This is a genomic window from Streptomyces sp. MAI_2237 (genome assembly GCF_054189285.1).
Genome location: NZ_JAJPGQ010000003.1, coordinates 1,833,009 through 1,852,098, shown reverse-complemented (window position 1 = coordinate 1,852,098; position 19,090 = coordinate 1,833,009). Strand labels below are relative to the sequence as shown.

General features: G+C 71.2%; 20 protein-coding genes and 1 pseudogene. 4 read left to right on the top strand and 17 right to left on the bottom strand.

All coding sequences use genetic code 11. From position 1 onward, the window contains the following. The first annotated feature begins 164 nt into the window (after window positions 1-164). From LN251_RS19030 to LN251_RS19020, 3 genes are read left to right on the top strand one after another with little or no spacing between them, the layout of a single operon-like run. Complete coding sequence (locus LN251_RS19030) at window positions 165-689, top strand: PadR family transcriptional regulator (protein WP_058923483.1); 525 nt, start codon at window positions 165-167, stop codon at window positions 687-689. Further along, entirely contained in the window at window positions 686-1,372 is a 687-nt protein-coding gene (locus tag LN251_RS19025) for an ABC transporter ATP-binding protein (RefSeq protein ID WP_458245456.1), read from the top strand. Before LN251_RS19030 ends, LN251_RS19025 begins: the two co-directional genes overlap by 4 nt. Beyond that, window positions 1,369-3,702 (top strand): ABC transporter permease, encoded by a 2,334-nt coding sequence (locus LN251_RS19020; protein ID WP_458245455.1) that lies wholly within the window; start codon window positions 1,369-1,371, stop codon window positions 3,700-3,702. Before LN251_RS19025 ends, LN251_RS19020 begins: the two co-directional genes overlap by 4 nt. A 52-nt stretch (window positions 3,703-3,754) precedes the next feature. Here the strand turns inward: LN251_RS19020 and LN251_RS19015 are convergent, their stop codons facing one another. From LN251_RS19015 to LN251_RS18965, 11 genes are all read right to left on the bottom strand, one after another. Beyond that, complete coding sequence (locus tag LN251_RS19015) at window positions 3,755-4,186, bottom strand: hypothetical protein (RefSeq protein ID WP_058923486.1); 432 nt, start codon at window positions 4,184-4,186, stop codon at window positions 3,755-3,757. Between the two features lie 4 nt (window positions 4,187-4,190). Beyond that, a complete protein-coding gene (locus LN251_RS19010) occupies window positions 4,191-4,577 on the bottom strand; it encodes a roadblock/LC7 domain-containing protein (protein WP_058923487.1) in 387 nt (128 codons plus the stop codon). A 34-nt stretch (window positions 4,578-4,611) separates the two neighbouring features. Then, the gene (locus tag LN251_RS19005; protein WP_458245454.1) at window positions 4,612-5,436 is read right to left on the bottom strand and encodes a MarR family transcriptional regulator; all 825 of its coding nucleotides are present in this window, start codon (window positions 5,434-5,436) and stop codon (window positions 4,612-4,614) included. A 206-nt stretch (window positions 5,437-5,642) separates the two neighbouring features. Further along, window positions 5,643-7,046, bottom strand: coding sequence for an AI-2E family transporter (locus LN251_RS19000; RefSeq protein WP_458245453.1), 1,404 nt, complete (start codon window positions 7,044-7,046; stop codon window positions 5,643-5,645). Window positions 7,047-7,195: 149 nt separating this feature from the next. Further along, a complete protein-coding gene (locus LN251_RS18995) occupies window positions 7,196-7,879 on the bottom strand; it encodes an aggregation-promoting factor C-terminal-like domain-containing protein (protein WP_458245452.1) in 684 nt (227 codons plus the stop codon). Between the two features lie 399 nt (window positions 7,880-8,278). Continuing rightward, window positions 8,279-9,604 carry a PhoH family protein gene (locus LN251_RS18990; RefSeq protein WP_458245451.1) on the bottom strand — a complete coding sequence of 442 codons (1,326 nt, stop codon included), beginning with the start codon at window positions 9,602-9,604 and terminating at the stop codon, window positions 8,279-8,281. Between the two features lie 304 nt (window positions 9,605-9,908). Next, window positions 9,909-10,682 carry an isoprenyl transferase gene (locus LN251_RS18985; RefSeq protein WP_383671370.1) on the bottom strand — a complete coding sequence of 258 codons (774 nt, stop codon included), beginning with the start codon at window positions 10,680-10,682 and terminating at the stop codon, window positions 9,909-9,911. Window positions 10,683-11,459: 777 nt separating this feature from the next. Beyond that, window positions 11,460-12,251 (bottom strand): methyltransferase domain-containing protein, encoded by a 792-nt coding sequence (locus tag LN251_RS18980; protein WP_458245450.1) that lies wholly within the window; start codon window positions 12,249-12,251, stop codon window positions 11,460-11,462. 64 nt (window positions 12,252-12,315) lie between these two features. Continuing rightward, the gene (locus tag LN251_RS18975; protein ID WP_458245449.1) at window positions 12,316-12,951 is read right to left on the bottom strand and encodes a nucleoside deaminase; all 636 of its coding nucleotides are present in this window, start codon (window positions 12,949-12,951) and stop codon (window positions 12,316-12,318) included. Continuing rightward, window positions 12,948-13,823 (bottom strand): LLM class flavin-dependent oxidoreductase, encoded by an 876-nt coding sequence (locus LN251_RS18970; RefSeq protein WP_458245448.1) that lies wholly within the window; start codon window positions 13,821-13,823, stop codon window positions 12,948-12,950. Before LN251_RS18970 ends, LN251_RS18975 begins: the two co-directional genes overlap by 4 nt. 41 nt (window positions 13,824-13,864) lie before the next feature. After that, window positions 13,865-14,443, bottom strand: coding sequence for a dihydrofolate reductase family protein (locus tag LN251_RS18965; RefSeq protein WP_458245447.1), 579 nt, complete (start codon window positions 14,441-14,443; stop codon window positions 13,865-13,867). Between the two features lie 76 nt (window positions 14,444-14,519). Here LN251_RS18965 and LN251_RS18960 point away from each other — a divergent pair, with 76 nt between their 5' ends. Further along, a complete protein-coding gene (locus LN251_RS18960; protein ID WP_458245446.1) occupies window positions 14,520-14,888 on the top strand; it encodes a DUF192 domain-containing protein in 369 nt (122 codons plus the stop codon). Here the strand turns inward: LN251_RS18960 and LN251_RS18955 are convergent. The 6 genes and pseudogenes from LN251_RS18955 to LN251_RS18930 all read right to left on the bottom strand — a co-directional run bounded on the left by LN251_RS18955 (window position 14,885) and on the right by LN251_RS18930 (window position 19,064). Next, on the bottom strand, window positions 14,885-15,988 hold the full coding sequence (locus tag LN251_RS18955; RefSeq protein WP_458245445.1) for an acyltransferase family protein: 1,104 nt from the start codon (window positions 15,986-15,988) through the stop codon (window positions 14,885-14,887). The genes LN251_RS18960 and LN251_RS18955 overlap by 4 nt on opposite strands. 171 nt (window positions 15,989-16,159) lie before the next feature. Beyond that, the gene (locus LN251_RS18950) at window positions 16,160-16,786 is read right to left on the bottom strand and encodes an OmpA family protein (protein WP_458245444.1); all 627 of its coding nucleotides are present in this window, start codon (window positions 16,784-16,786) and stop codon (window positions 16,160-16,162) included. 8 nt (window positions 16,787-16,794) lie between these two features. Beyond that, entirely contained in the window at window positions 16,795-17,373 is a 579-nt protein-coding gene (locus LN251_RS18945; protein WP_458245443.1) for a hypothetical protein, read from the bottom strand. A gap of 31 nt (window positions 17,374-17,404) precedes the next feature. Further along, window positions 17,405-18,011: pseudogene (locus LN251_RS18940) on the bottom strand (pilus assembly protein TadG-related protein). Continuing rightward, window positions 18,011-18,208, bottom strand: a complete 198-nt coding sequence (locus tag LN251_RS18935) for a Flp family type IVb pilin (protein WP_058923499.1) — start codon at window positions 18,206-18,208, stop codon at window positions 18,011-18,013. Before LN251_RS18935 ends, LN251_RS18940 begins: the two are co-directional and overlap by 1 nt. Before the next feature lie 118 nt (window positions 18,209-18,326). Then, window positions 18,327-19,064 carry a response regulator gene (locus LN251_RS18930; RefSeq protein ID WP_458245442.1) on the bottom strand — a complete coding sequence of 246 codons (738 nt, stop codon included), beginning with the start codon at window positions 19,062-19,064 and terminating at the stop codon, window positions 18,327-18,329. Window positions 19,065-19,090: the final 26 nt, after the last annotated feature.

Here is a 19,090-nt window from a genome sequence, read left to right as displayed (position 1 = left end):
GGCCGAGGGTTGCCCGACCTGGGGAAGCGATACCACCTCGACACCTGGGGCCCTTGTTGCAGAACCATGACAATCGGCCGCCACCTGGGCTCTCGCACAGCGCGCCATGATCTACACACCGTGCGTATACACGAGGCGTATACACCCCGTGTACAGTCCTTGGCATGTCCATCGGTCACACCCTTTTGGGACTCCTGGAGTCCGGGCCCCGCCATGGTTACGACCTCAAGCGGGCCTTCGACGAGAAGTTCGGTCACGACCGGCCGCTGCACTACGGCCAGGTCTACTCGACGATGTCCCGGCTGCTGAAGAACGGCCTCGTCGAGGTCGACGGCATCGAGCCGGGCGGCGGCCCCGAGCGCAAGCGGTACGCCATCACCGACGCCGGGATCACCGACGTCGAGCGGTGGCTCGCGACGCCGGAGGCGCCGGAGCCGTATCTGCAGTCGACGCTCTACACCAAGGTCGTCCTCGCGCTGCTCACGCACCGCGACGCGGCCGACATCCTCGACACCCAGCGCGCCGAGCACCTGCGCCTGATGCGGATCCTCACGGACCGCAAGCGCAGAGGCGACCTCGCCGACCAGCTCATCTGCGACCACGCCCTGTTCCACCTCGAGGCCGACCTGCGGTGGCTGGAACTCACCGCCGCGCGCCTCGACAAGCTCGCCGAGGCGGTGACCAAGTGACTCCCGACGGTTCCCTGCTGGTGGCCGACAACCTGCACAAGGCGTACGGCCCGACCGTCGCCCTCGACGGCGCCGAGTTCTCCATCCACCCGGGCGAGGTCGTCGCCGTCATGGGCCCCTCCGGGTCCGGCAAGTCGACGCTGCTGCACTGCCTCGCCGGGATCGTGACGCCCGACTCGGGGTCGATCCTCTACAACGGGCGCGAGATGGCGACCATGAACGACGCCGAGCGCAGCGCGCTGCGGCGCTCGGAGTTCGGGTTCGTCTTCCAGTTCGGCCAGCTCGTGCCCGAGCTGACCTGCGTCGAGAACGTCGCGTTGCCGCTGAGGCTCAACGGCACCTCCCGCAAGGAGGCCGAGCGTGCCGCGCTCACCTGGATGGAGCGGCTGGAGGTCGACGACCTCGGCAAGAAGCGGCCCGGCGAGGTATCGGGCGGTCAGGGGCAGCGGGTCGCGGTGGCCCGGGCGCTGGTGACCGATCCCCGGGTGCTGTTCGCCGACGAGCCCACGGGCGCGCTCGACTCGCTCAACGGCGAGCGCGTGATGGAGTTGCTCACGGACGCCGCGCGGACCACGAACGCGGCCGTGGTGCTGGTCACGCACGAGGCGCGGGTGGCCGCGTACTCGGACCGCGAGATCGTCGTACGGGACGGCAAGTCCCGGGACATGGAGCGGGTCGTATGACGTTGCGGGGGTGGGCCAAGGACTTGGCCATGGGGGTGCGGTTCGCCTTCGCGGGCGGCCGCGAGGGCTGGGTACGGGCCCTGCTGACGGCCGTCGGTGTGGGGCTGGGCGTGGCCCTGCTGCTGCTGACGACCGCCATTCCCAGTGCGTTGTCCGCGCGTGACCGGCGCGGCAGCGACCGGGACGACTTCACGTACAGCGGGAAGGTGCTGTCGAAGGCCGACGACACGGTGATCGTCGCCCAGACCGACACCACCTTCCGCAGCGACGACGTCCGCGGCCGGCTGCTGCAGCCCGAGGGCGCGAAGGCGCCGCTGCCGCCCGGCGTGGGGACGTTCCCCGCGAAGGGCGACATGGTGGTCTCGCCCGCGCTGAAGAAGCTGCTGGAGTCCGGCTCGGGCAAGCTGCTGCGCGAGCGCCTGCCGTACCGGATCAGCGGCACGATCGGGCACGCCGGGCTGATCGGGCCCGCCGAGCTCGCCTACTACGCGGGCGCCACCGGGCTGGAGCACCAGCTGTCCAGCGGGTACGTCGAGCGCCTCGACTACTTCGGGCCGTCCCCGAATCACCAGCCGGACGGGCTGGACCCGGTCCTGATCCTGCTCATCATGATCATCTTCGTGGTGCTGCTGCTGCCGGTCGGTGTGTTCATCGCGGCGGCCGTGCGCTTCGGCGGCGAGCGCCGGGACCGGCGGCTCGCTGCCCTGCGGCTGGTCGGCGCGGACGGCCGGATGGCCCGCCGGATCGCGGGCGGCGAGGCCCTCGCCGGGGCGCTGCTGGGGCTCGTCCTGGGCAGCGTGTTCTTCCTGATCGGGCGGCAGTCGGCGGGTCTGCTGGTGGTGCGGGACATCAGCGTCTTCCCCAGCGACCTCAACCCCTCGCCCGCGCTCGTCGCCCTGGTCGCCGTCGCCGTACCGGCCGCGGCCGTCCTGGTGACACTGTTCGCGCTGCGCGGGGTCGTCATCGAACCGCTCGGCGTGGTCCGTACGGCGAAGCCGCCGCGCCGCCGGCTGTGGTGGCGGCTGCTGCTGCCGCTGGGCGGCCTGGCCCTGCTGTACCCGATGGTCGGCAAGGGCAACGCCAACGGGAACTTCAACGAGTGGATGGTGATCAGCGGCACCGTGCTGCTGCTGGTCGGCGTCACCGCGCTGCTGCCGTGGCTCGTCGAGGCCGTGGTGGCCCGGCTGGACCCGGGCGCCGTCTCCTGGCAACTGGCCGTGCGCCGCCTGCAGTTGAGCAGCGGCTCGGCGGCCCGCATGGTCAACGGCATCGCCGTCGCGGTGGCCGGGGCGATCGCGCTGCAGATGCTGTTCGCCGGCGTCGAGCACGACTACGTCAAGTCCACCCGGGCCGATCTGAACCGGGCCCAGATGGAGATCTCCCTGCGCGGTGACATCCCGCTGTCCGAGGCCGGCCGGCGGCTGGCCGGGACCGAGGGGGTGCGTCACGCGTCGGCGCTGGCGCTGGGCTCGGCCGAGGACGGGCCGAAGAACCCGGAGAACTCGGTGGAGGTGGCCGTCGGCTCCTGCAAGGAGCTCGGCCAGGTGGCACGGCTGTCCTCGTGCCGGGACGGCGACATGTTCCGGATCGTCGGCGCCCACTACGACGAGACGTCGCCGAAGCTGCTCCGGGCGGGCAAAACCCTGTATTTCGACCGGGACTACGGCGGGTCGGGCAGCCACCCGGTCGCCTGGAAGGTGCCCGCCGGTCTGAAGACGGCGGGGCCGCGACCGGACCCGACCGGCTACGAGCGCGGCGGTCTGCTCGTCACGCCCAAGGCACTGCCCGCGGCCGCCACGGCCGGCTTCACGCGGAAGGTGTACGTCTCGCTGGACCCGTCGGTGTCCGACGCCCGCGAGTACGCGCGCAACGCCGCCGCGGCCATGGACCCGATGGCGGATGTGTACACGCTGACCTCGGGCAAGGTGAACCTGCAGTTCCGCTCCATCCGCACGGGCCTGTTCGTCGGCGCCACCTGCGTCCTGGTGCTGATCGGGGCGAGCCTGCTCGTCTCCCAGCTGGAGCAGTTGCGGGAGCGCAAGAAGCTGCTGTCGGCGCTGGTCGCCTTCGGCACCCGGCGCCGCACGCTGAGCCTGTCGGTGCTGTGGCAGACGGCGATCCCGATCGCGCTGGGGCTGCTGCTGGCGTCGGCCGTCGGGCTGACGCTGGGCGCGGTGCTGCTGCGGATGACCGGCGAGACCGTGCGGGTGGACTGGGCGAGCGTGCTCTCCATGACGGGCATCGGCGCCGCGGTGGTCCTCGTCGTGACGGTGCTCAGCCTGCCGCCGCTGCTGCGGCTGATGCGCCCGGACGGTCTGCGCACCGAGTAGCGGGGCGCGCACCGTCGGCCCCTCCCCCGCGCCGGGGAGGGGCCCGGCCCGTTCACAGGCTGTGCTGCCCCACCACCCGTCGTACCTGAGCGAACAGCATGCCGACGTTGACGGACTTGCGGCACACGACGACCGCCACGACGTCCTGCTGCTGGCTCATCCTCACGAACAGGTGGGTGACGTTGTCACTGTTGACGAGGACCTCCTGGAAGAAGTGGCTCTCGTCGCCGCTCTGCCCCCGGCGTTCCTTCCACAGGTCCTCGATCATCAGGACGGTACGGCCCTGGAACAGGTCGAGCGTCGCGCCCGCCAGCAGGTCCAGGACCTCCGGAGGGTGATTGTCGACCGTCTCGTACGCCAGCAGCATGCCGGTGGCCATGTCGACGACACCCGACGCGACACAGTCGGGGGCCTCCGTGCGCAGGGATTTGACCAGGCTCATCACCTGGTCCGAGAAACCGGCGTTCATACGCTTCGTCGCCATCCTTTCAGACTCCTTCTGCTGTCCTGCTCATGAGGATCGAACCGATCCGGTCCAGGGCGGGCTGGGTCGCCAGATGGAGCCGGTCGACGTCCATGCCCTCGTCACCGAGGACGATCATGAGAGCCGTGTCGCCCACCGCGTAGAAGGCCGCGCAGCCGTGGCTTCCGTACGTCACGGTCTGGCGCAGGGCGCCGCGGGCGGTCGCCTGGGCGGTACGGCGGGCCAGGCCCAGGCCGGCCGCGGCGAGCGCGGCGAGACCTTCCGGGTCGATCGAGTCGGCGGTGTCGGCCGCGATGAGCAGACCGTCGGCCGCCGCGACCGCGGTGTCGGTGATGCCGGTCACCTGCTCCCGCAGACCGCGCATCTCGAGCGCCAGGGCTTCGTGATCCATGTACTCAACTCCCGTGTGTTTCCTGGGTATCTGTTCATCTCGTGGTGCCGTTGCGAAGCCGGAAGAAGCCGCCCGGCCTGCGGCGGGGCAGGTCCGCCGGGCCGGCCGGTTCGGGCGGGGGCGGTGCGGGGACCGGAGGTGTGCGGTGCCGTACGCCCTCGGGCGGGGTGCGCACCGGGATGGGAGCGGGCCGCGGGGGGCAGGTCAGCAGTCCCTCGGCGAGCATGCGGGCGAGTTCGACGGTGACGGTGTAGACACCGCGTCCGGTGCGGAAGGCGAGGTCGCGGGCGGTACGGCGGCCGTCGGCGTGGGCGATGACGTCCCGCCGCAGCTCGGTGAGCGGGCCCTCGAACCCCATGACGGGCAGCGGCCGCTCACGGTCCGGGTGGACGGGGTACGGCAGGGTGGCCAGGGCGGCGAGCTTGCGGCTCGCCTCCTCCAGCAGCCGGACGGAGGACTCGCCGACCGGCACCGGGGCGGGCGGTTCCAGACCGGCGGGGCCGCTCTCGCAGCCGTCGATCCGTCCGGCGATGACCGCGAACACCGCGTCCTGCAGCGCCATCGCGCACACCACCCGCAGCTGGGCGGCGCCCGTGTAGCCGTGCGCGATCAGCCCGGTGACCGGCCAGCGCGCGCCGCCGGCCTCGCGGACCAGCGCCGCCCACTGCTCGCCGGTCACCCGTCCGGAGCGCAGCAGCAGGGCCTCGGGTCCCGGGGCGCCGGGGGTCTCGACGGCGATGACGAGTCCGTTGCGCAGATGGAAGGTTCCGCCGGGTACCCCGGACACCCGCAGCTCTCCGGTCAGCCCCTCGCGCCCGCACGCGGCCAGGGACCGCGCCAGCAGGTCGTAGCCCGACATCACGCTCCTCGCCCGCCGCAGCCTTCTCGCACATACGCCTGACGCGTAGCGCTGAGGGGGGAAGATTTATCAGCCGGAGCGCATATTCCGGACGGAGATTTCCGACCTGTCGCTCGATGGCGGAAGTTGGGCCGAGGGGTCGCGCAATTGGCTGTGTTCGGCGCTCATTTGACCGAACGGGAAGGGGATTTCGAGCAGGTCGGCGGTCAGGCCCCGGTCTTGTCGTGAGCGTCGCCGGGGGCCGCGTCCGCGGACCCCGCTTCGGCCTCGACGGCCTCGACGGCCTCGTCACCGGGCGCCGGACGGGCCGGGGGCCCGGCGGCGTCCTCCGGTTCCGTGTCGTCGTCGGCCTCCCCCGCCGAGTAGGCCCGCAGATAGCCGACCACGGTGTTCGTGACCGCCACCAGCGGTACGGCCACCACGGCGCCGCCGATGCCCGCCACCATGCCGCCGGCCGCGACGGTGAGGACCACCGCGAGGGGGTGGACGCGCACCGCGCGGCCGAGGATGAAGGGCTGCAGGATGTGGCCCTCGATCTGCTGCACGGCGAGGACCACGGCCAGGGTCATCACCGCGGTGAAGACGCCCTGGGTGACCAGGGCGACGACCACCGCCAGCGCGCCGGAGGCCACCGCGCCGACCAGGGGGATGAAGGAGAACAGGAAGATGAAGACGGCCAGCGGGACGGCCATGGGGACATCGAGGAAGTAGATGCCGAGGCCGATGAAGACGGCGTCGATGAGGGCGACGAGGACCGTGCCGCGGACGTAGGCGGTCAGTGTGCGCCAGGCCCGGGGGCCCGCGCCGGCGACGCCTGGGCGGGCGGCGGCGGGGACCAGCTTCAGGAACCACTCCCAGATGCGGCGGCCGTCGTAGAGCAGGAAGAGCGTGGAGAAGAACGTCAGCAGGATGCCGGTGAGGGCCTCGACGACGACCTGGACGCCTTCCAGGCCCGCCGAGGTGATCTGGTCGGTGTTGGCGCCGACCGCGTCCCTGAGGTTCTTGGCGATCTGGTTGATCTGCTTCTCGGTGACGTGGAAGGGGCTCTTCAGCAGCCAGTTGCGCAGATCGTCGATGCCGTTCTGGATCTGGTCGGAGAGCGTGTCGATGTTCTCCATGACCTGCCAGGTCACGAACCAGCCCAGGAGTCCTATGACGATGAAGCCGAGGATCGCGGTGAGGGCGGTGGCGGGGCCGCGCGGGACGCCGTAGCCCTTCAGGCGGGCCACGGTGGGCTGCAGCAGCGCGGTGATGAGCAGAGCCACGACGAACGCGAAGACGACGAGCTGTACGGCGCTGATGACGCGCATCAGCACCCAGACCGTGCCCGCGAGCACCAGCAGCCGCCAGCCGGCCTCGGCGGCGACGCGCACGCCCCAGGGCACGGCCTGGGCGGGGTCGGGGCGGACCGGGACGACGACGGCGGTCTGCTGCACCTCGTCGGCCACGGGCTCCGTCGCGAGCACCGCCGGCCGCAGCGGCCGCGGGCGGTGCGGCGGCCCGATCTCGGACTCCTCCCGCTCCACCTCCGCGCGGCGTTCGTCCAACCGCTCGCCGACCTCCGTCAGCCCGGCGCCGAGCCGGCCGAGCCACCCTGGCACTCGCGACATGATCCGTCCTCTTCCCCCGCGTACCCGGGTGCTGGCCACCACTCCCCCCTGGAGTCGTTCGCGTCCGACCGTACAGGGCGAAAGCCCCTCCCCCTAGGACGGGGAGGGGCTGCGCGGGGTTGAGAGGAGAGGCGGTGAACCTCGCCGGCTCAGTACCAGTGGTTGGCGACCCAGAAGGACTGCGCCTCGCACGGGCTGCCGTAGCGGCTGTTCATGTAGTTCAGGCCCCACTTGATCTGGGTGGCCGGGTTGGTCTGCCAGTCCGAGCCCGCCGTGGAGTACTTCGAGGCGGGCAGTGCCTGGAAGAGACCGTAGGCTCCGGAGGAGGCGTTGACCGCGTGGTAGTTCCAGCTGGACTCGTGGTCCACGATGTAGCTGAAGCACTGGAACTGGTTGCCCGGGACCATCTGCCGGGCCATCGCCTGGATCTCGGCGACCGTGTACGAGCTCTGGACCGGGAAGTCGGCGCTGCTGCGGCTGGCGGCCTGCTTCGCCTCGGTGCGCTGCTTGGCCTCCTTGGCGGCCTTCTCCGCTGCCGCCTTCTTGGCGATGGCGGTGTCGGCGGCGGCCTTGCGGGCGGCGGCCTCGGCGTCCTTCTTGGCGCTCGCGTCGGCCTGGATGGCCTGCGCGTCGGCCTGCTGCGTCAGGGACGCGGTCTGCACCTGGGCCTGCTGACCCGTCGGTATGTCCGCGAGCAGCGTGGTGTCGGCGGCCGTCGGCTCGGCGTCGTTGTTCTGCGCGACGCTGCCCGAGGCAACTCCGACGACGCTTCCGACAGCGGTGACCGCGGTGGCCGAGGCCACTGCGAATCCCCGGACCGAAATCCGGCTCACACGGTTTCCTTCCAGCATCGCCCGCTTCGGTGACCCTGGCGGACGCAATCGTGCCCCTGGCGCTGGCCTCCCAACTACGGGGTCACGGGAGACACGGGCCCGGTGGGCAACTCCCGCTCGGGGAGCGCCGCTTGGTGCTCGGGCGGCATACGACGACGCTATGGAGTTGGCTGTGGTGCTTCTGTGGTGCCGTACCGCTGGGGGTACAGGTGTGTCGTATGCGGGGCCTGACAGGAATGAGACTCTGCCGTACGGGGACGCCGGGTGGCAATTCTGAGTTGCGTGTGAAAGCTCACATGCCGTTTACCCCAGGGGATTTCACGGAACGGCCCAACGCGAAGGCGCCGCCCCGCTAGGCTCTCGGCCTTTGCGGGACGGCGCCAACTGGTGCCGAATCGGTCAGATTTGAACATCCTCCAGCATTTCGGTCACCAGGGCCGCGATCTGGGACCGCTCGGACCTCGTCAGGGTCACGTGCGCGAAGAGCGGATGCCCCTTCAGCTTCTCCACGACGGCGACGACACCGTCGTAGCGCCCGACGCGCAGGTTGTCCCGCTGTGCCACGTCATGGGTGAGAACCACCCGTGAATTGGCGCCGATTCGGGACAGAACGGTCAGCAGGACGTTCCGTTCCAGCGACTGCGCCTCGTCCACGATCACGAACGCGTCGTGCAGCGAGCGTCCGCGGATGTGGGTGAGCGGCAGGACCTCCAGCATCCCGCGGGAGGTGACCTCCTCGATGACCTCGCGGCTGGTGACCGCGGACAGGGTGTCGAAGACCGCCTGCGCCCAGGGGCTCATCTTCTCGGCCTCGGAGCCCGGCAGATAGCCGAGTTCCTGCCCGCCCACCGCGTACAGCGGACGGAAGACCATCACCTTCTGGTGCTGGCGGCGCTCCAGGACCGCTTCGAGGCCCGCGCACAGCGCGAGCGCCGACTTGCCGGTGCCGGCCCGGCCGCCCATGGACACGATCCCGACGTCCGGGTCGAGGAGCAGGTCGAGCGCGATCCGCTGCTCGGCGCTGCGGCCCTTGATGCCGAACGCCTCCCGGTCGCCGCGCACCAGGCGGACGTTGCCCTCGGCCGTGACCCTGCCGAGCGCCTTGCCGCGCTCGGAGTGGATGGTCAGACCGGTGTGCACGGGCAGGTCGGACACCTCGGGGACGTAGGCGTACCCTTCCTCGAAGAGGGTGTCCACCTGCTCGGCCGGCAGGGTCAGGTCGGACATTCCGGTCCAGCCGGAGGAGTCCGTGATGGCGAGTTCGGCACGGTACTCCTCGGCGAGGAGACCGACGGAGGACGCCTTGATCCTGAGCGGCAGGTCCTTCGACACGACGGTGACGTCGAACCCCTCGGCCTGCAGGTTGCGGGCCACCGCGAGGATGCGGGAGTCGTTGTCCCCCAGGCGGTAGCCGGTCGGCAGAACGCTGGGGTCCGAGTGGTTGAGCTCGACACGGACGGTCCCGCCGAGTTCCCCGATCGGAATGGGGGCGTCGAGGCGGCCGTACTTCACCCGGTAGTCGTCGAGCAGGCGCAGGGCCTGCCGGGCGAAGTAGCCGAGTTCGGGATGGTGCCGCTTCGCCTCCAGCTCCGTGACCACCACGATGGGGAGCACGACCTCGTGCTCCTCGAAGCGGGTCAGGGCGTTCGGGTCGGCCAGCAGGACGCTGGTGTCGAGAACATAGGTGCGCCGGTCTGGCTTGTGGCGCTTTGTGCTGGTCACCACGGAAGGACGTACCCCCTCGGATGAGGTCGGGGAGCGACGGAGTGGAGCTGGACCGGTCGACGGCCGCGATGCACGGGCCGAGAACCGGCCCTCCGCCTTGTCTTCCGTGCTGGAACCGCACGGTCGGGCTGGTGCAAAGGGCCTCCCGGGCGGACGGCCCCGTGCCGTCCGCTGAGATCCGACACCCGTGGTTCGGGCATCGACCTGACTGGCTTATGCCCTCGAACACGCGCCACCATGCCGACCGTCACGACGGCGCCCCGGTGAACTCCTTGTTACTTCCGCCCCGATGTGGGTACGGCGGTCAGCCTCCGTAGCGCCGGTGTCGCGCCGCGTAGTCGCGCAGGGCCCGCAGGAAGTCGACCTTGCGGAAGGCCGGCCAGAAGACCTCGCAGAAGTAGTACTCGGAGTGCGCCGTCTGCCACAGCATGAAGCCGGACAGCCGCTGCTCGCCGCTGGTGCGGATGACGAGGTCGGGGTCGGGCTGGGCGCCGGTGTAGAGGTGGCGGCCGATCATGTCGATGTCGACGGCCTCGGCGAGGTCCTCCAGCGCGGTGCCCTTCTCATGGGCGTCGAGGAGCATCGAGCGCACGGCGTCCGCGATCTCCTGGCGGCCGCCGTAGCCGATGGCCACGTTGACGAGTATCCCGTCGACGTGCGCGGTGGTCTCCTCGGCCTCCTTGAGCGTCGTCTGCATGTTCGACGGCAGCAGGTCGGGGGTGCCCACGTGGTGCACGCGCCAGCGGCCGTCGGCGGCGAGGGTGCGCACGACGTCCTCGATGATGCCGAGCAGCGGGCCGAGTTCCTCCTGCGGGCGGTCGAAGTTGTCCGTCGACAGCAGCCACAGGGTGACGACCTCGACGTCCGTCTCGCTGCACCAGCCGAGGAACTCCTCGATCTTCTCCGCGCCGGCGCGGTGGCCGTGCACGGTGGTGGAGCCCGAGGCCTTCGCCCAGCGCCGGTTGCCGTCCATGATGACGCCGATGTGCTTGGGCACCTGAGCGTGGTCCAGGTGGCCTTCCACCCGGCGCGCATACAGCCTGACCAGCAGGCCGCGCAGCTTGTCGCGCAGGTTCACGTGATTGTCAGCCCCTCAGATGCGATCGGACGGCGCGCGGCCCGGGCGTGCGGCGGGCGCTCCCTGTCCAAATGGCGGTCCCCGGCGGCGAAAGCCTACCCCCGCCGCACCGCCACTCTCCCAAGGGTGGCGGGGGAACACAAAAAAACGGGCCGGTCCGTGGGGGGGAGACGGACCGGCCCGAGGGGGGGTTTCCACCATAACCCTTCGTAAGTGATGCTGCGTGCATCGGCGTGCCACAACTACTCTCCGGAATCGAACGGCGACGCGGCGGTGGTCGTGAAGGGCCGTTCCCGGGGGCTTCCCATGGCTGAAACACAGCCGATGTACAGGCATTTCACGGTGTGAGCGGCGAGATCCGGGAGGTTCGGCGGGCCGGTGCGGCCGTTCGGCGGAATCTCGCCGGGGTCGCCCGGGCGGGTGACGCGGGCCGCGAACCCCTGCTTGACGGCGGTGCGAGCCGCGGCCGGATGGAAAAGGGCACCGCGCAGCCCCCTCCACTGCGCGGTGCTGCCCGCGCAGCTTTGCTGACGCGAATTACCTTGGTCTGAACTTACGTGACGCCTGGGGCCGGATGCGACTCGCGGGCATAACAATGTGGAAACCGGGGCCGATGGGCCGGGCGTGTCGGGGCCGGCGAACCGCCGCCGACGGCGGACAGGAGCTGTCCGCGAAGCCTGCCGGGGGTAGCCGCGCTGTCCGGGAACCCTGCCCGGGGTAGCCGCCCGTACCGGCACTTCCCGGCCAATCCCGCCGAAGCGGGCATCCGGGGGGCAGCTAACGGTGCGGCTTGCGGATGTCGAAGAGGTGGCGGGTGCTGTGGGCGACGAAAGGGCCCTCGCTCTCGATCTCCTCGTGCAGGGACCGCAGACGGTCCTCGTACGCCTCGACCGTGAAGCCGGGGACCATCCACACCACCTTGCGCAGGAAGTGGACGACGGCCGCGATGTCGTGGAACTCGATCCGCAGCCGCTCGGCGCGCAGGTCGACGACCTCCAGTCCCGCGGCCTCGGCGCCCGCGCGTTCGCGCTCGGGGTCGCGACCCAAGCCCTGATCCGCCGGGAGCGGACCGAGGAAGCGGTCGACGAGTTCGAAGACGCTGCGGGGTCCGACGTGCTGGGCGAAGTACGTGCCGCCGGGCCGCAGGACGCGGGCGATCTCCGTCCAGTGCGGGGTCACCGGGTGCCGGCTGCTGACCAGGTCGAAGGCGCCGTCCGCGAAGGGGAGCGGCGCGTCCTCGTGCGCGGCGACGACCACGGTGCCGCGCGGGCGGAGCAGTTCGGTGGCCTTGGCGACGTTCGGCGGCCAGCCCTCGGTCGCGGCACTGAGCACCGGCGTGCCGGCGGCCCGCCCCAGCGCGAAGTCGAGCACCTCTCCTCCCCCGGTCTGGATGTCCAGCGCGGCGGTGGCGAGGGCGAGCCGGCCGGCCAGCGACACGGCGTATCCCCACGAGGGCCGCTCCTCCGTGGCCCGTCCCCGGAACCAGGAGAAGTCCCAGCCGTCGGTGGGCACGGCGGCGCCCTCGGCGACGAGGGCTTCGAAGGAACGGGGGGCGTCGTGGGGGGCCATGAGGTGATCCTGACAGGACCGCGGCGACGGGCGCGCGCGATTTTCCGGTCGGCCGCCCCTTGCCTCAGCCCGTGCCGTCCGGCGGGCCCAGATGCGGTCGCAGCAGGTCGTACGGCTGCTGCGCACTCCCTGCGTCGAGGAGGCCGTCGACGGTGGCGAGGCAGTGGCGGGCGGTGCGGGCGGCGGCGTCGTCGAGGTCCTCGGGGGTGCGCCGGACTGCCCACAGCCGCATCAGCACAGTGCCGAACGCGGCGAGGGGGCCGGCGGCGGGGCCCTCCCGGCGGGCCCAACGTGCGGCGATCAGGCCGCCGACGGAGGGGACGTCCTCGATGCCGTGCCAGAGCGGGTCGGGGGCGGCGTACACGACGTGCCGGACGTGGCTGTGCACCAGGGCGCCGCTGCACAGCAGGCACGGTTCGAGCGTGGTGTGCAGACGGTGGCCGTCCCAGCGCCGGCCGGACGGCAGTTGCGCGAGGGCGTTGATCTCGGCATGGGCGAGGGCGGTGCCCGCGAGCTGACCGGGCGGGGCCTGCGTCTCCTGGGCGCGGTTGCGGCCGGCGGCGACGACCCGGCCGTCGGCGTCGTACAGGACGGCGCCGACGGGCCTGCTGCCCGCCCTGAACGCCTCCCAGGCGAGTTCGAAGGGGAGCCGCCAGAGGGCGGGTATCGGGTCGCCGGCCCCGGTGCGGCCGCCGTTCACCGGACGAGGGGCCCGACCTCCTGTGCGGCGAACCGCACGAAACCCTCCGGGTCGGGTTCGTCGCCCGTCGGCTGGAGGATCACCCGGTCGGCTCCCGCCTCCGCGAGCCGTCGGACGGCCTTCGCGACGGTGTCGGCGTCTCCGGCGACGCCGACACCCGGGGCGGACTCCAGGCCCTCGGCGGCGAGTTCGGCGCGCAGCCGGGAGACGGCGTCGGGGCCGGTGGCGGTGAGGAGGTAGACGACGATCTCGTGGGGATCGGCGGTGCGTCCGGCCGACTCCCGGCCCTCGTCGACGAGCCGGCGTGCCGCCCGTACCCCGTCGGCGTCGGTCGACGCGGTCAGGACGGTGCCGTCGGCGGCCTCCCCGGCCAGCCGCAGCGACCGCGGGCCGGTGGCGCCGGCCAGGACGGGGGCGGGGGTGGCGGGCGGCCAGTCGAGGGCCACGTCGTCGAGCCGGACGTAGCGTCCGGCGGTGGTCAGCCGCTCTCCGCCGAGCAGGGCGCGCAGGGCGAGCAGGTGCTCGCGCAGCAGGGTGACCGGTGACTCGACCCGCGCCCCGACCTGCCCCATCCAGTCCTGCACACCGTGTCCGACGGCGACGATCGGGCGGCCGGGGAACATGCGGTGCAGCGCCGCGGTCTCCATGGCGGTGACGGCGACGTTGCGCAGCGGCACCGGCAGGAGACCGACCCCGACCTTCAGCCGCTCGGTCCAGGCGAGGGCGGCGGCTGCCGTCGAGATGCCGCCCTCCCGGAAGCAGTCCTCCCACAGCCAGAGCTCCTCGAGCCCGCTGCGGTCGGCGAGCTCGGCGACGGCGCGCAGCCGCTCGGGCGGGAGTTGGGGCCGGAACACGGCGCCGAGTCCAGTCATGCCCCTCTTCCTACCCGGCCGGGAGGAACCGGACAACTTCTTTACGCGTCGCCGGTGTTGTCGTCCCGCCTGTAGTGCAGCAGGACGACCCCGCTGCCGAAGACGTGGCTCTCGACGAGCTGGAGCGAGGCGGCGATGTCGGCCTCCGGGAAGAGCCGCCTGCCCCGGCCGACGACGGCGGGATGGATGTACACGCGGTACTCGTCGACGAGCCCCAGCCGCAGGAACTCGGCGCCGAGTTCGGCCCCGCCGACCCACAGGTCGCCCTCCGTACGCTCCTTGAGCGCCCGGACCTCCTCGGGCACGACCTCCCGGAGCAGGGTGGCGTTCCAGTCGGCCTTCTCCAGGGTCCGCGAGTACACGATCTTGGGGATGTCCCGCCAGATACCGGCGAACTCGGCGGTGGCCGGGGAGGCGTCGGGGTCGGCGTCGGCGGTGGGCCAGTGGGCGGCCATGAGCTCGTAGACGCGGCGGCCCTCGATCAGGGCGCCCAGTCCCCTGACCGTGTCGTTGAAGTGCCGGGCGAGCTCCTCGTCCGCCCGGCTCCAGCTGATGTCGTGGTCGGGGCCCTCCATGTAGCCGTCGAGGGAGACGGACATCATCAGGACGATCTTTCCCATGGTCCTCTTCTTTCCCGAGCGCGGGGCGGATACCTTCGGTTCGCGCGGTGGGCGGCACCGCCGGGAGGTCCTGAGTATGGCGCGGCGATGGCGGGACGGACGGGGCGAACTCGTCGTGCGTCCGGAGGACGGGGAGACCGCCGTGTCCGTGCCGCTGGAGATCGCCGCCTCGTACCGGGCGCGCACCAGAGGGCTGCTGGGGCGGGACGGCGTCGACGGCGCGATCCTGCTCTCTCCCGCGAACAGCGTGCACACCTTCCGCATGCGCTTTTCCATCGACGTCGCCTACCTCGACCGCGGCCTCAGGGTCGTCGCCGTGCGCACCATGCGGCCGGGCCGCCTCGGGCTGCCCCGGCCGCGCTCCCGGCACGTCCTGGAGGCCGAGGCCGGGGCGATGGCGGCGTGGGGGCTGCGGGTGGGTGAGCGGGTGGAGGTCCGTGTCTAGGGCCTGGTCCCGACGCGGGGGCCTGCGCCGAGTGCCGCGGTCAGGGACTTCCAGGACCGGTACCGCTTGAACGGGATCTCGAAGACCTTGGAGAACAGCCACGCGCCGGCCACCGAGACGGGCAGCGCCACGGCGAGCGTGAAGAGGAACGTGGGCAGGCCGGGCGCCACGAAGTGCGGGGCCACCCGGCGGATCACCGCCAGGACGATCGGCAGATGGATGAGGTAGAGGCTGTAGGAGAAGCCGCCCAGGCTCTCGACGGGCCGCGTGGTCAGCAGCCGCACCAGGACGGCGGGCCTGCCGGTGGCGACCCCGGCGAGCAGCAGCGTCATGGCGGGGGCGATGGCCAGATCCACCCAGAAGTAGTGGTTCACCGTCCACACCGAGCCCTTCACGGCGCCCAGCACCAGCACGGGCAGCGCGGCCAGGGCGGCGAGCCGGCCCCAGGGCAGGCGCCGTACCCGCTCGGAGGCGGCGACCACTCCCGCGCCCGCCATGCCGGCGACGAACACGGGGGCGAGATGGGGAGCGAGCCAGTTGTCGCCCTCGACGGGGGACGCGCCGGGCGCCAGCAGGCCGCCCGCGATCACCGGGAGCGCCACACAGGCGACCAGGACCACCACGTTCGTACGCCGCCTGACGTACAGGAAGACCAGGAAGAGCAGATACAGCTCGGCCTCCACCCCGATCGACCAGAAGGCGCCGTTCGGTGTCGGGGCGGTGAACACGTCCTGCGCGACGAGACCGTAGACCAGGACCGTCGCGGCGGTGGGCGGCCCGAAGTGCGAGGCCGGAACGACGAACCAGGAGATCGCCAGGCTCAGGACCAGCGCGGCCCAGTACGGGGGCAGGATGCGCCAGGCGCGCCGGCGCAGGAACTCGGCGGCACCGCCCGAGCGCCAGCCGTGACGCGCCGGGGAGATCGCCAGGGAGAAGCCCGACAGCACCAGGAAGAAGACGACGGCGACCCGCCCGAACATCAGCCCGTCCAGCCAGGCGGGCGCGGAACTGTCGGGGTAGCCCGGGAAGGTGTACAGCCAGCAGTGGAACAGGACGACGTACAGCGCCGCCAGGCCGCGCAGGCCGTCCAGGCCCCGCACCTGCCGGGGGGCGGGTGCCTCGCTCGTCCGTTCCGTCCGTACGACGGCGCTGCCGACCGGCGGACTCGCATCAACTGAAATCGCTCGGACCCTTCTCTGGGCGCACAGGCCTGCCACGGACCGTCGGTGACTGGTACGTGACGGCCGGCCGAGCGGTTCAACGGGCGCCCGTCAGTTCCCGCCGCGCGGGAACGACACCTCCACGCGGCGGTTCTTCCGCCGTCCCTCCTCGGTGGCGTTCGAGGCGATCGGGTAGTCCTCGGAGTAGCCGCGGACCTCGAAGGTGACGCCGGGGTCGTTCAGCTCCTGGGCGAGGACGTCCTGTACGGCGTTCGCGCGCTGCCTCGACAGGACGAGACCGTGGGCGTAGCTGCCGAGGTCGTCGGTGAAGCCGAAGACGCGGACGTGCGTCGCGTTCTGCTTCTTGATCTCGTCGGCGATCGTCGCGATACGGGACTTGGCCTCGCCGTTGAGCTTGGCGCTGTCCTTGCTGAACAGGACCTCCGCCTGCAGGGCGAACGTCACGGACGTGTTGGTGTCCGAGCGGCGTTCGTCGCCGTTCTCGTCCTCCACGACCGACTTGATGTCCAGGACCTTGGGGGCGGCGAGGGTGGCGCCCTCGGGCAGCTTCAGATCGGGGTCGTTCGGGTCGACCTCGACCGGCGCGGAGGCGGAGGGCTCGGTGCCCGGGGGCACGCTGGGACTGCCGTCGGCGTGCGCCGGCACGGCACCGACGAGGTGGGTCGCCACGATGAGGGTGGCGGCCGTGAGGAGCAGGGGGAGGCGGGGCGCGGTCACTTGGGGCCTCACCCGGAGATCTCGATGTCAGCGGGTGCGAACATCGGCAGCTGGAACGACACCTGCGTCGTGTCAGCGGGCGGTGCGGGGAACTGCATGAACACCGGCACCGTTTCGCCCGACTTGACGGAAGTGATGCCTGTCGTGGTCAGGGGGCGGCCGTCCGTGTCCCGCAGGACGTAGTAGCGCTTCTTGCCCTTGGAATCCACGAGTGTGGCTCCGCCCAGCGACCGGCCGTTCTTGATGATCTCGGTCTCGTTGCCGCTCAACTGGGCCGGAAGAGTGAGGGTCTTACCGCTGTCGTTCTTCAAGTCACCGCTGACCGTGACGAACCCACCGGAGTCCCTCTTCGCGGAGGTGACCTGAAGGAGCAGGCCGTCCGGCCCTTTGAGCTCGGCCAGCGGCGCGTCGGACTGCCCTTCCTGAGCACTCGGGTCGGATCCACGGGCCGTGGAGGCGGACGCCGACGCCTCTGGCTTCTTGTCGCCGCCACCACTGCCGCAGCCGGCCACACCGACAGCCAGTCCGGCCGCGACGGTCAACGCGACCATCCCCCTGCGGGCCTTCTTGGTGAACCGAATGCTCATGACTGCGTTTCCTTGTCTCGTCGTTCGCTTGTCACTCGGCCAGGTGGACGTCGAACAGGTCCTGGGGTTCCGGCAGATCGGTGAGGTCCTTGGGATCCAGGTCCCACTTCTTGTTGCCCTCGCAGGTGAGCTGCGGCAGCGTGTCGCCTCCGGTGTCACCGGCGGCCGGAGGGACGAACGAGCACAGCGCTTTGATGACGGCGGTCGCGGATGCCTTGGAGTGCTTGTCCGCGACACCGGGGACGATGGAGTCCCCGACGCGCTTTTTGGTCGTGACCTCGACCGTGTAGGTGAGGAGTTCCGGCCGTTGGCATTCCGCACCGCTCAGCGCCGCGTCGTTCTGCTCGGCGAGTTGCGCGGCACGCGCGCACGCCTGGTCGTCCGGCAGTTTGCCGTCGAAGAGGTCCTGCCACTTGGTCGGGTCCAGTACGTCCGTCACCCACTGGCCCGCGAGTTCGTCCCTGGTGTGCTGCGCCGCCGCGAGCGCCGCCGCGTCGGCCGCCGTCTGGGCACCGTTCCGGTTCACCGCGGGCCTGGCCGACCGCGACGTAGGCGAACGCGAGAAAGAGCAGGCCCGCCACCACAGTGATGTAAATGGGGAAGGCCTGCCCTGCGTCGTCGCGTCTACGCAGCCGCATCAGCCACCGGTGACCTCGGTGATCTTGTCGGTGATCGCATTGAAGATCGTCTGCCCGATGTCCGTACCAGTGATCGCCAGCACGATCGCCACGACCACCGCGATGATGCCCAGGTACTCCACGGCCGTCTGGCCCTTGTCGTTGCGGGCGGTGCGAGCCTGCAGGTACGCGACGGTGGTGTTGATCCAGCTGCTCATGGTGCTCCCCTCCGGGTTCGCTTCCGATCCCGGAACCGTACGACGCCGTCCCTCGCCGCCCCGAGGGTCCCAGGACCCAATTGCGGGCCCAAACACGCCTGCGTCGCCTCATGGCGCCTCACCCCGTCCCTCGCGTGCCGAGCCACGTGGCCGTGGCCTCGGAGCGGTTGGTGCTGTGGAGTTTGGCGAAGATGCGGTTGATGTGGTTCTTGACGGTCTTCTCGCTGATGAAGCAAGTGGCGGCGATCTGCTGGTTGTTCATGCCGGACGCGATGAGGTCCATGATCTCCGCCTCCCTCGTACTCAGTCGAGACCGTGACTCCGACTGTGCCATATCTGGTTGCACTTGCGAAAGTGTTTGTGAAGAAACTACGGGGGACTTGACAGTTGGAGGCGAAGGGGAGTGTGCAATCGCACTTCGCAGGACGTCGGCGGCCGTTGCCGTGAAGTGCGCACGGCCCTCCCTGACGTCCCGTATCGCCGCGACCAGCCGGTCGGCCGTGAACTCGCCGTGAACCAGGTAGCCGGCCGCCCCGCGGCGCAGGGCCTCCTGGACGATCTCCGACTCACTGCTGTACGTCAGCATCAGCACCGGCGCGATCGGCACCAGGTAGGGCAGGACCGACAGGCCGTCCATGCCGGGCATGCGGACGTCGAGGAGGACGACGTCCGGGCGGCAGCGGCGGGCCGCCTCGTAGGCCTCGCGGCCGTCGGCGGCCTCGGCGGCGACGGTGATGTCCTCGCGCCCGGAGAGCAGGGCGGTCAGGCCCGCGCGGACGACGAGGTTGTCGTCGGCGACCACGACGCTCAGGGGCGGGGGCGGCTGGGCCGCGGGCAGGGCGGGAAGGTCCGGCATCGGCGGCCTCCTCTCGTCGGCGTGGG

Excerpts from the sequence above, each read along its gene's own strand:
- LN251_RS19030 (WP_058923483.1), top strand. The coding sequence starts at position 165 with ATGTCCATCGGTCACACCCTTTTGGGACTCCTGGAGTCCGGGCCCCGC.
- LN251_RS19020 (WP_458245455.1), top strand. The coding sequence starts at position 1,369 with ATGACGTTGCGGGGGTGGGCCAAGGACTTGGCCATGGGGGTGCGGTTC.
- LN251_RS19015 (WP_058923486.1), bottom strand. The coding sequence starts at position 4,186 with ATGGCGACGAAGCGTATGAACGCCGGTTTCTCGGACCAGGTGATGAGC.
- LN251_RS19010 (WP_058923487.1), bottom strand. The coding sequence starts at position 4,577 with ATGGATCACGAAGCCCTGGCGCTCGAGATGCGCGGTCTGCGGGAGCAG.
- LN251_RS19005 (WP_458245454.1), bottom strand. The coding sequence starts at position 5,436 with ATGTCGGGCTACGACCTGCTGGCGCGGTCCCTGGCCGCGTGCGGGCGC.
- LN251_RS19000 (WP_458245453.1), bottom strand. The coding sequence starts at position 7,046 with ATGTCGCGAGTGCCAGGGTGGCTCGGCCGGCTCGGCGCCGGGCTGACG.
- LN251_RS18980 (WP_458245450.1), bottom strand. The coding sequence starts at position 12,251 with ATGGCCCCCCACGACGCCCCCCGTTCCTTCGAAGCCCTCGTCGCCGAG.
- LN251_RS18970 (WP_458245448.1), bottom strand. The coding sequence starts at position 13,823 with ATGACTGGACTCGGCGCCGTGTTCCGGCCCCAACTCCCGCCCGAGCGG.
- LN251_RS18965 (WP_458245447.1), bottom strand. The coding sequence starts at position 14,443 with ATGGGAAAGATCGTCCTGATGATGTCCGTCTCCCTCGACGGCTACATG.
- LN251_RS18960 (WP_458245446.1), top strand. The coding sequence starts at position 14,520 with ATGGCGCGGCGATGGCGGGACGGACGGGGCGAACTCGTCGTGCGTCCG.
- LN251_RS18945 (WP_458245443.1), bottom strand. The coding sequence starts at position 17,373 with ATGAGCATTCGGTTCACCAAGAAGGCCCGCAGGGGGATGGTCGCGTTG.
- LN251_RS18935 (WP_058923499.1), bottom strand. The coding sequence starts at position 18,208 with ATGAGCAGCTGGATCAACACCACCGTCGCGTACCTGCAGGCTCGCACC.
- LN251_RS18930 (WP_458245442.1), bottom strand. The coding sequence starts at position 19,064 with ATGCCGGACCTTCCCGCCCTGCCCGCGGCCCAGCCGCCCCCGCCCCTG.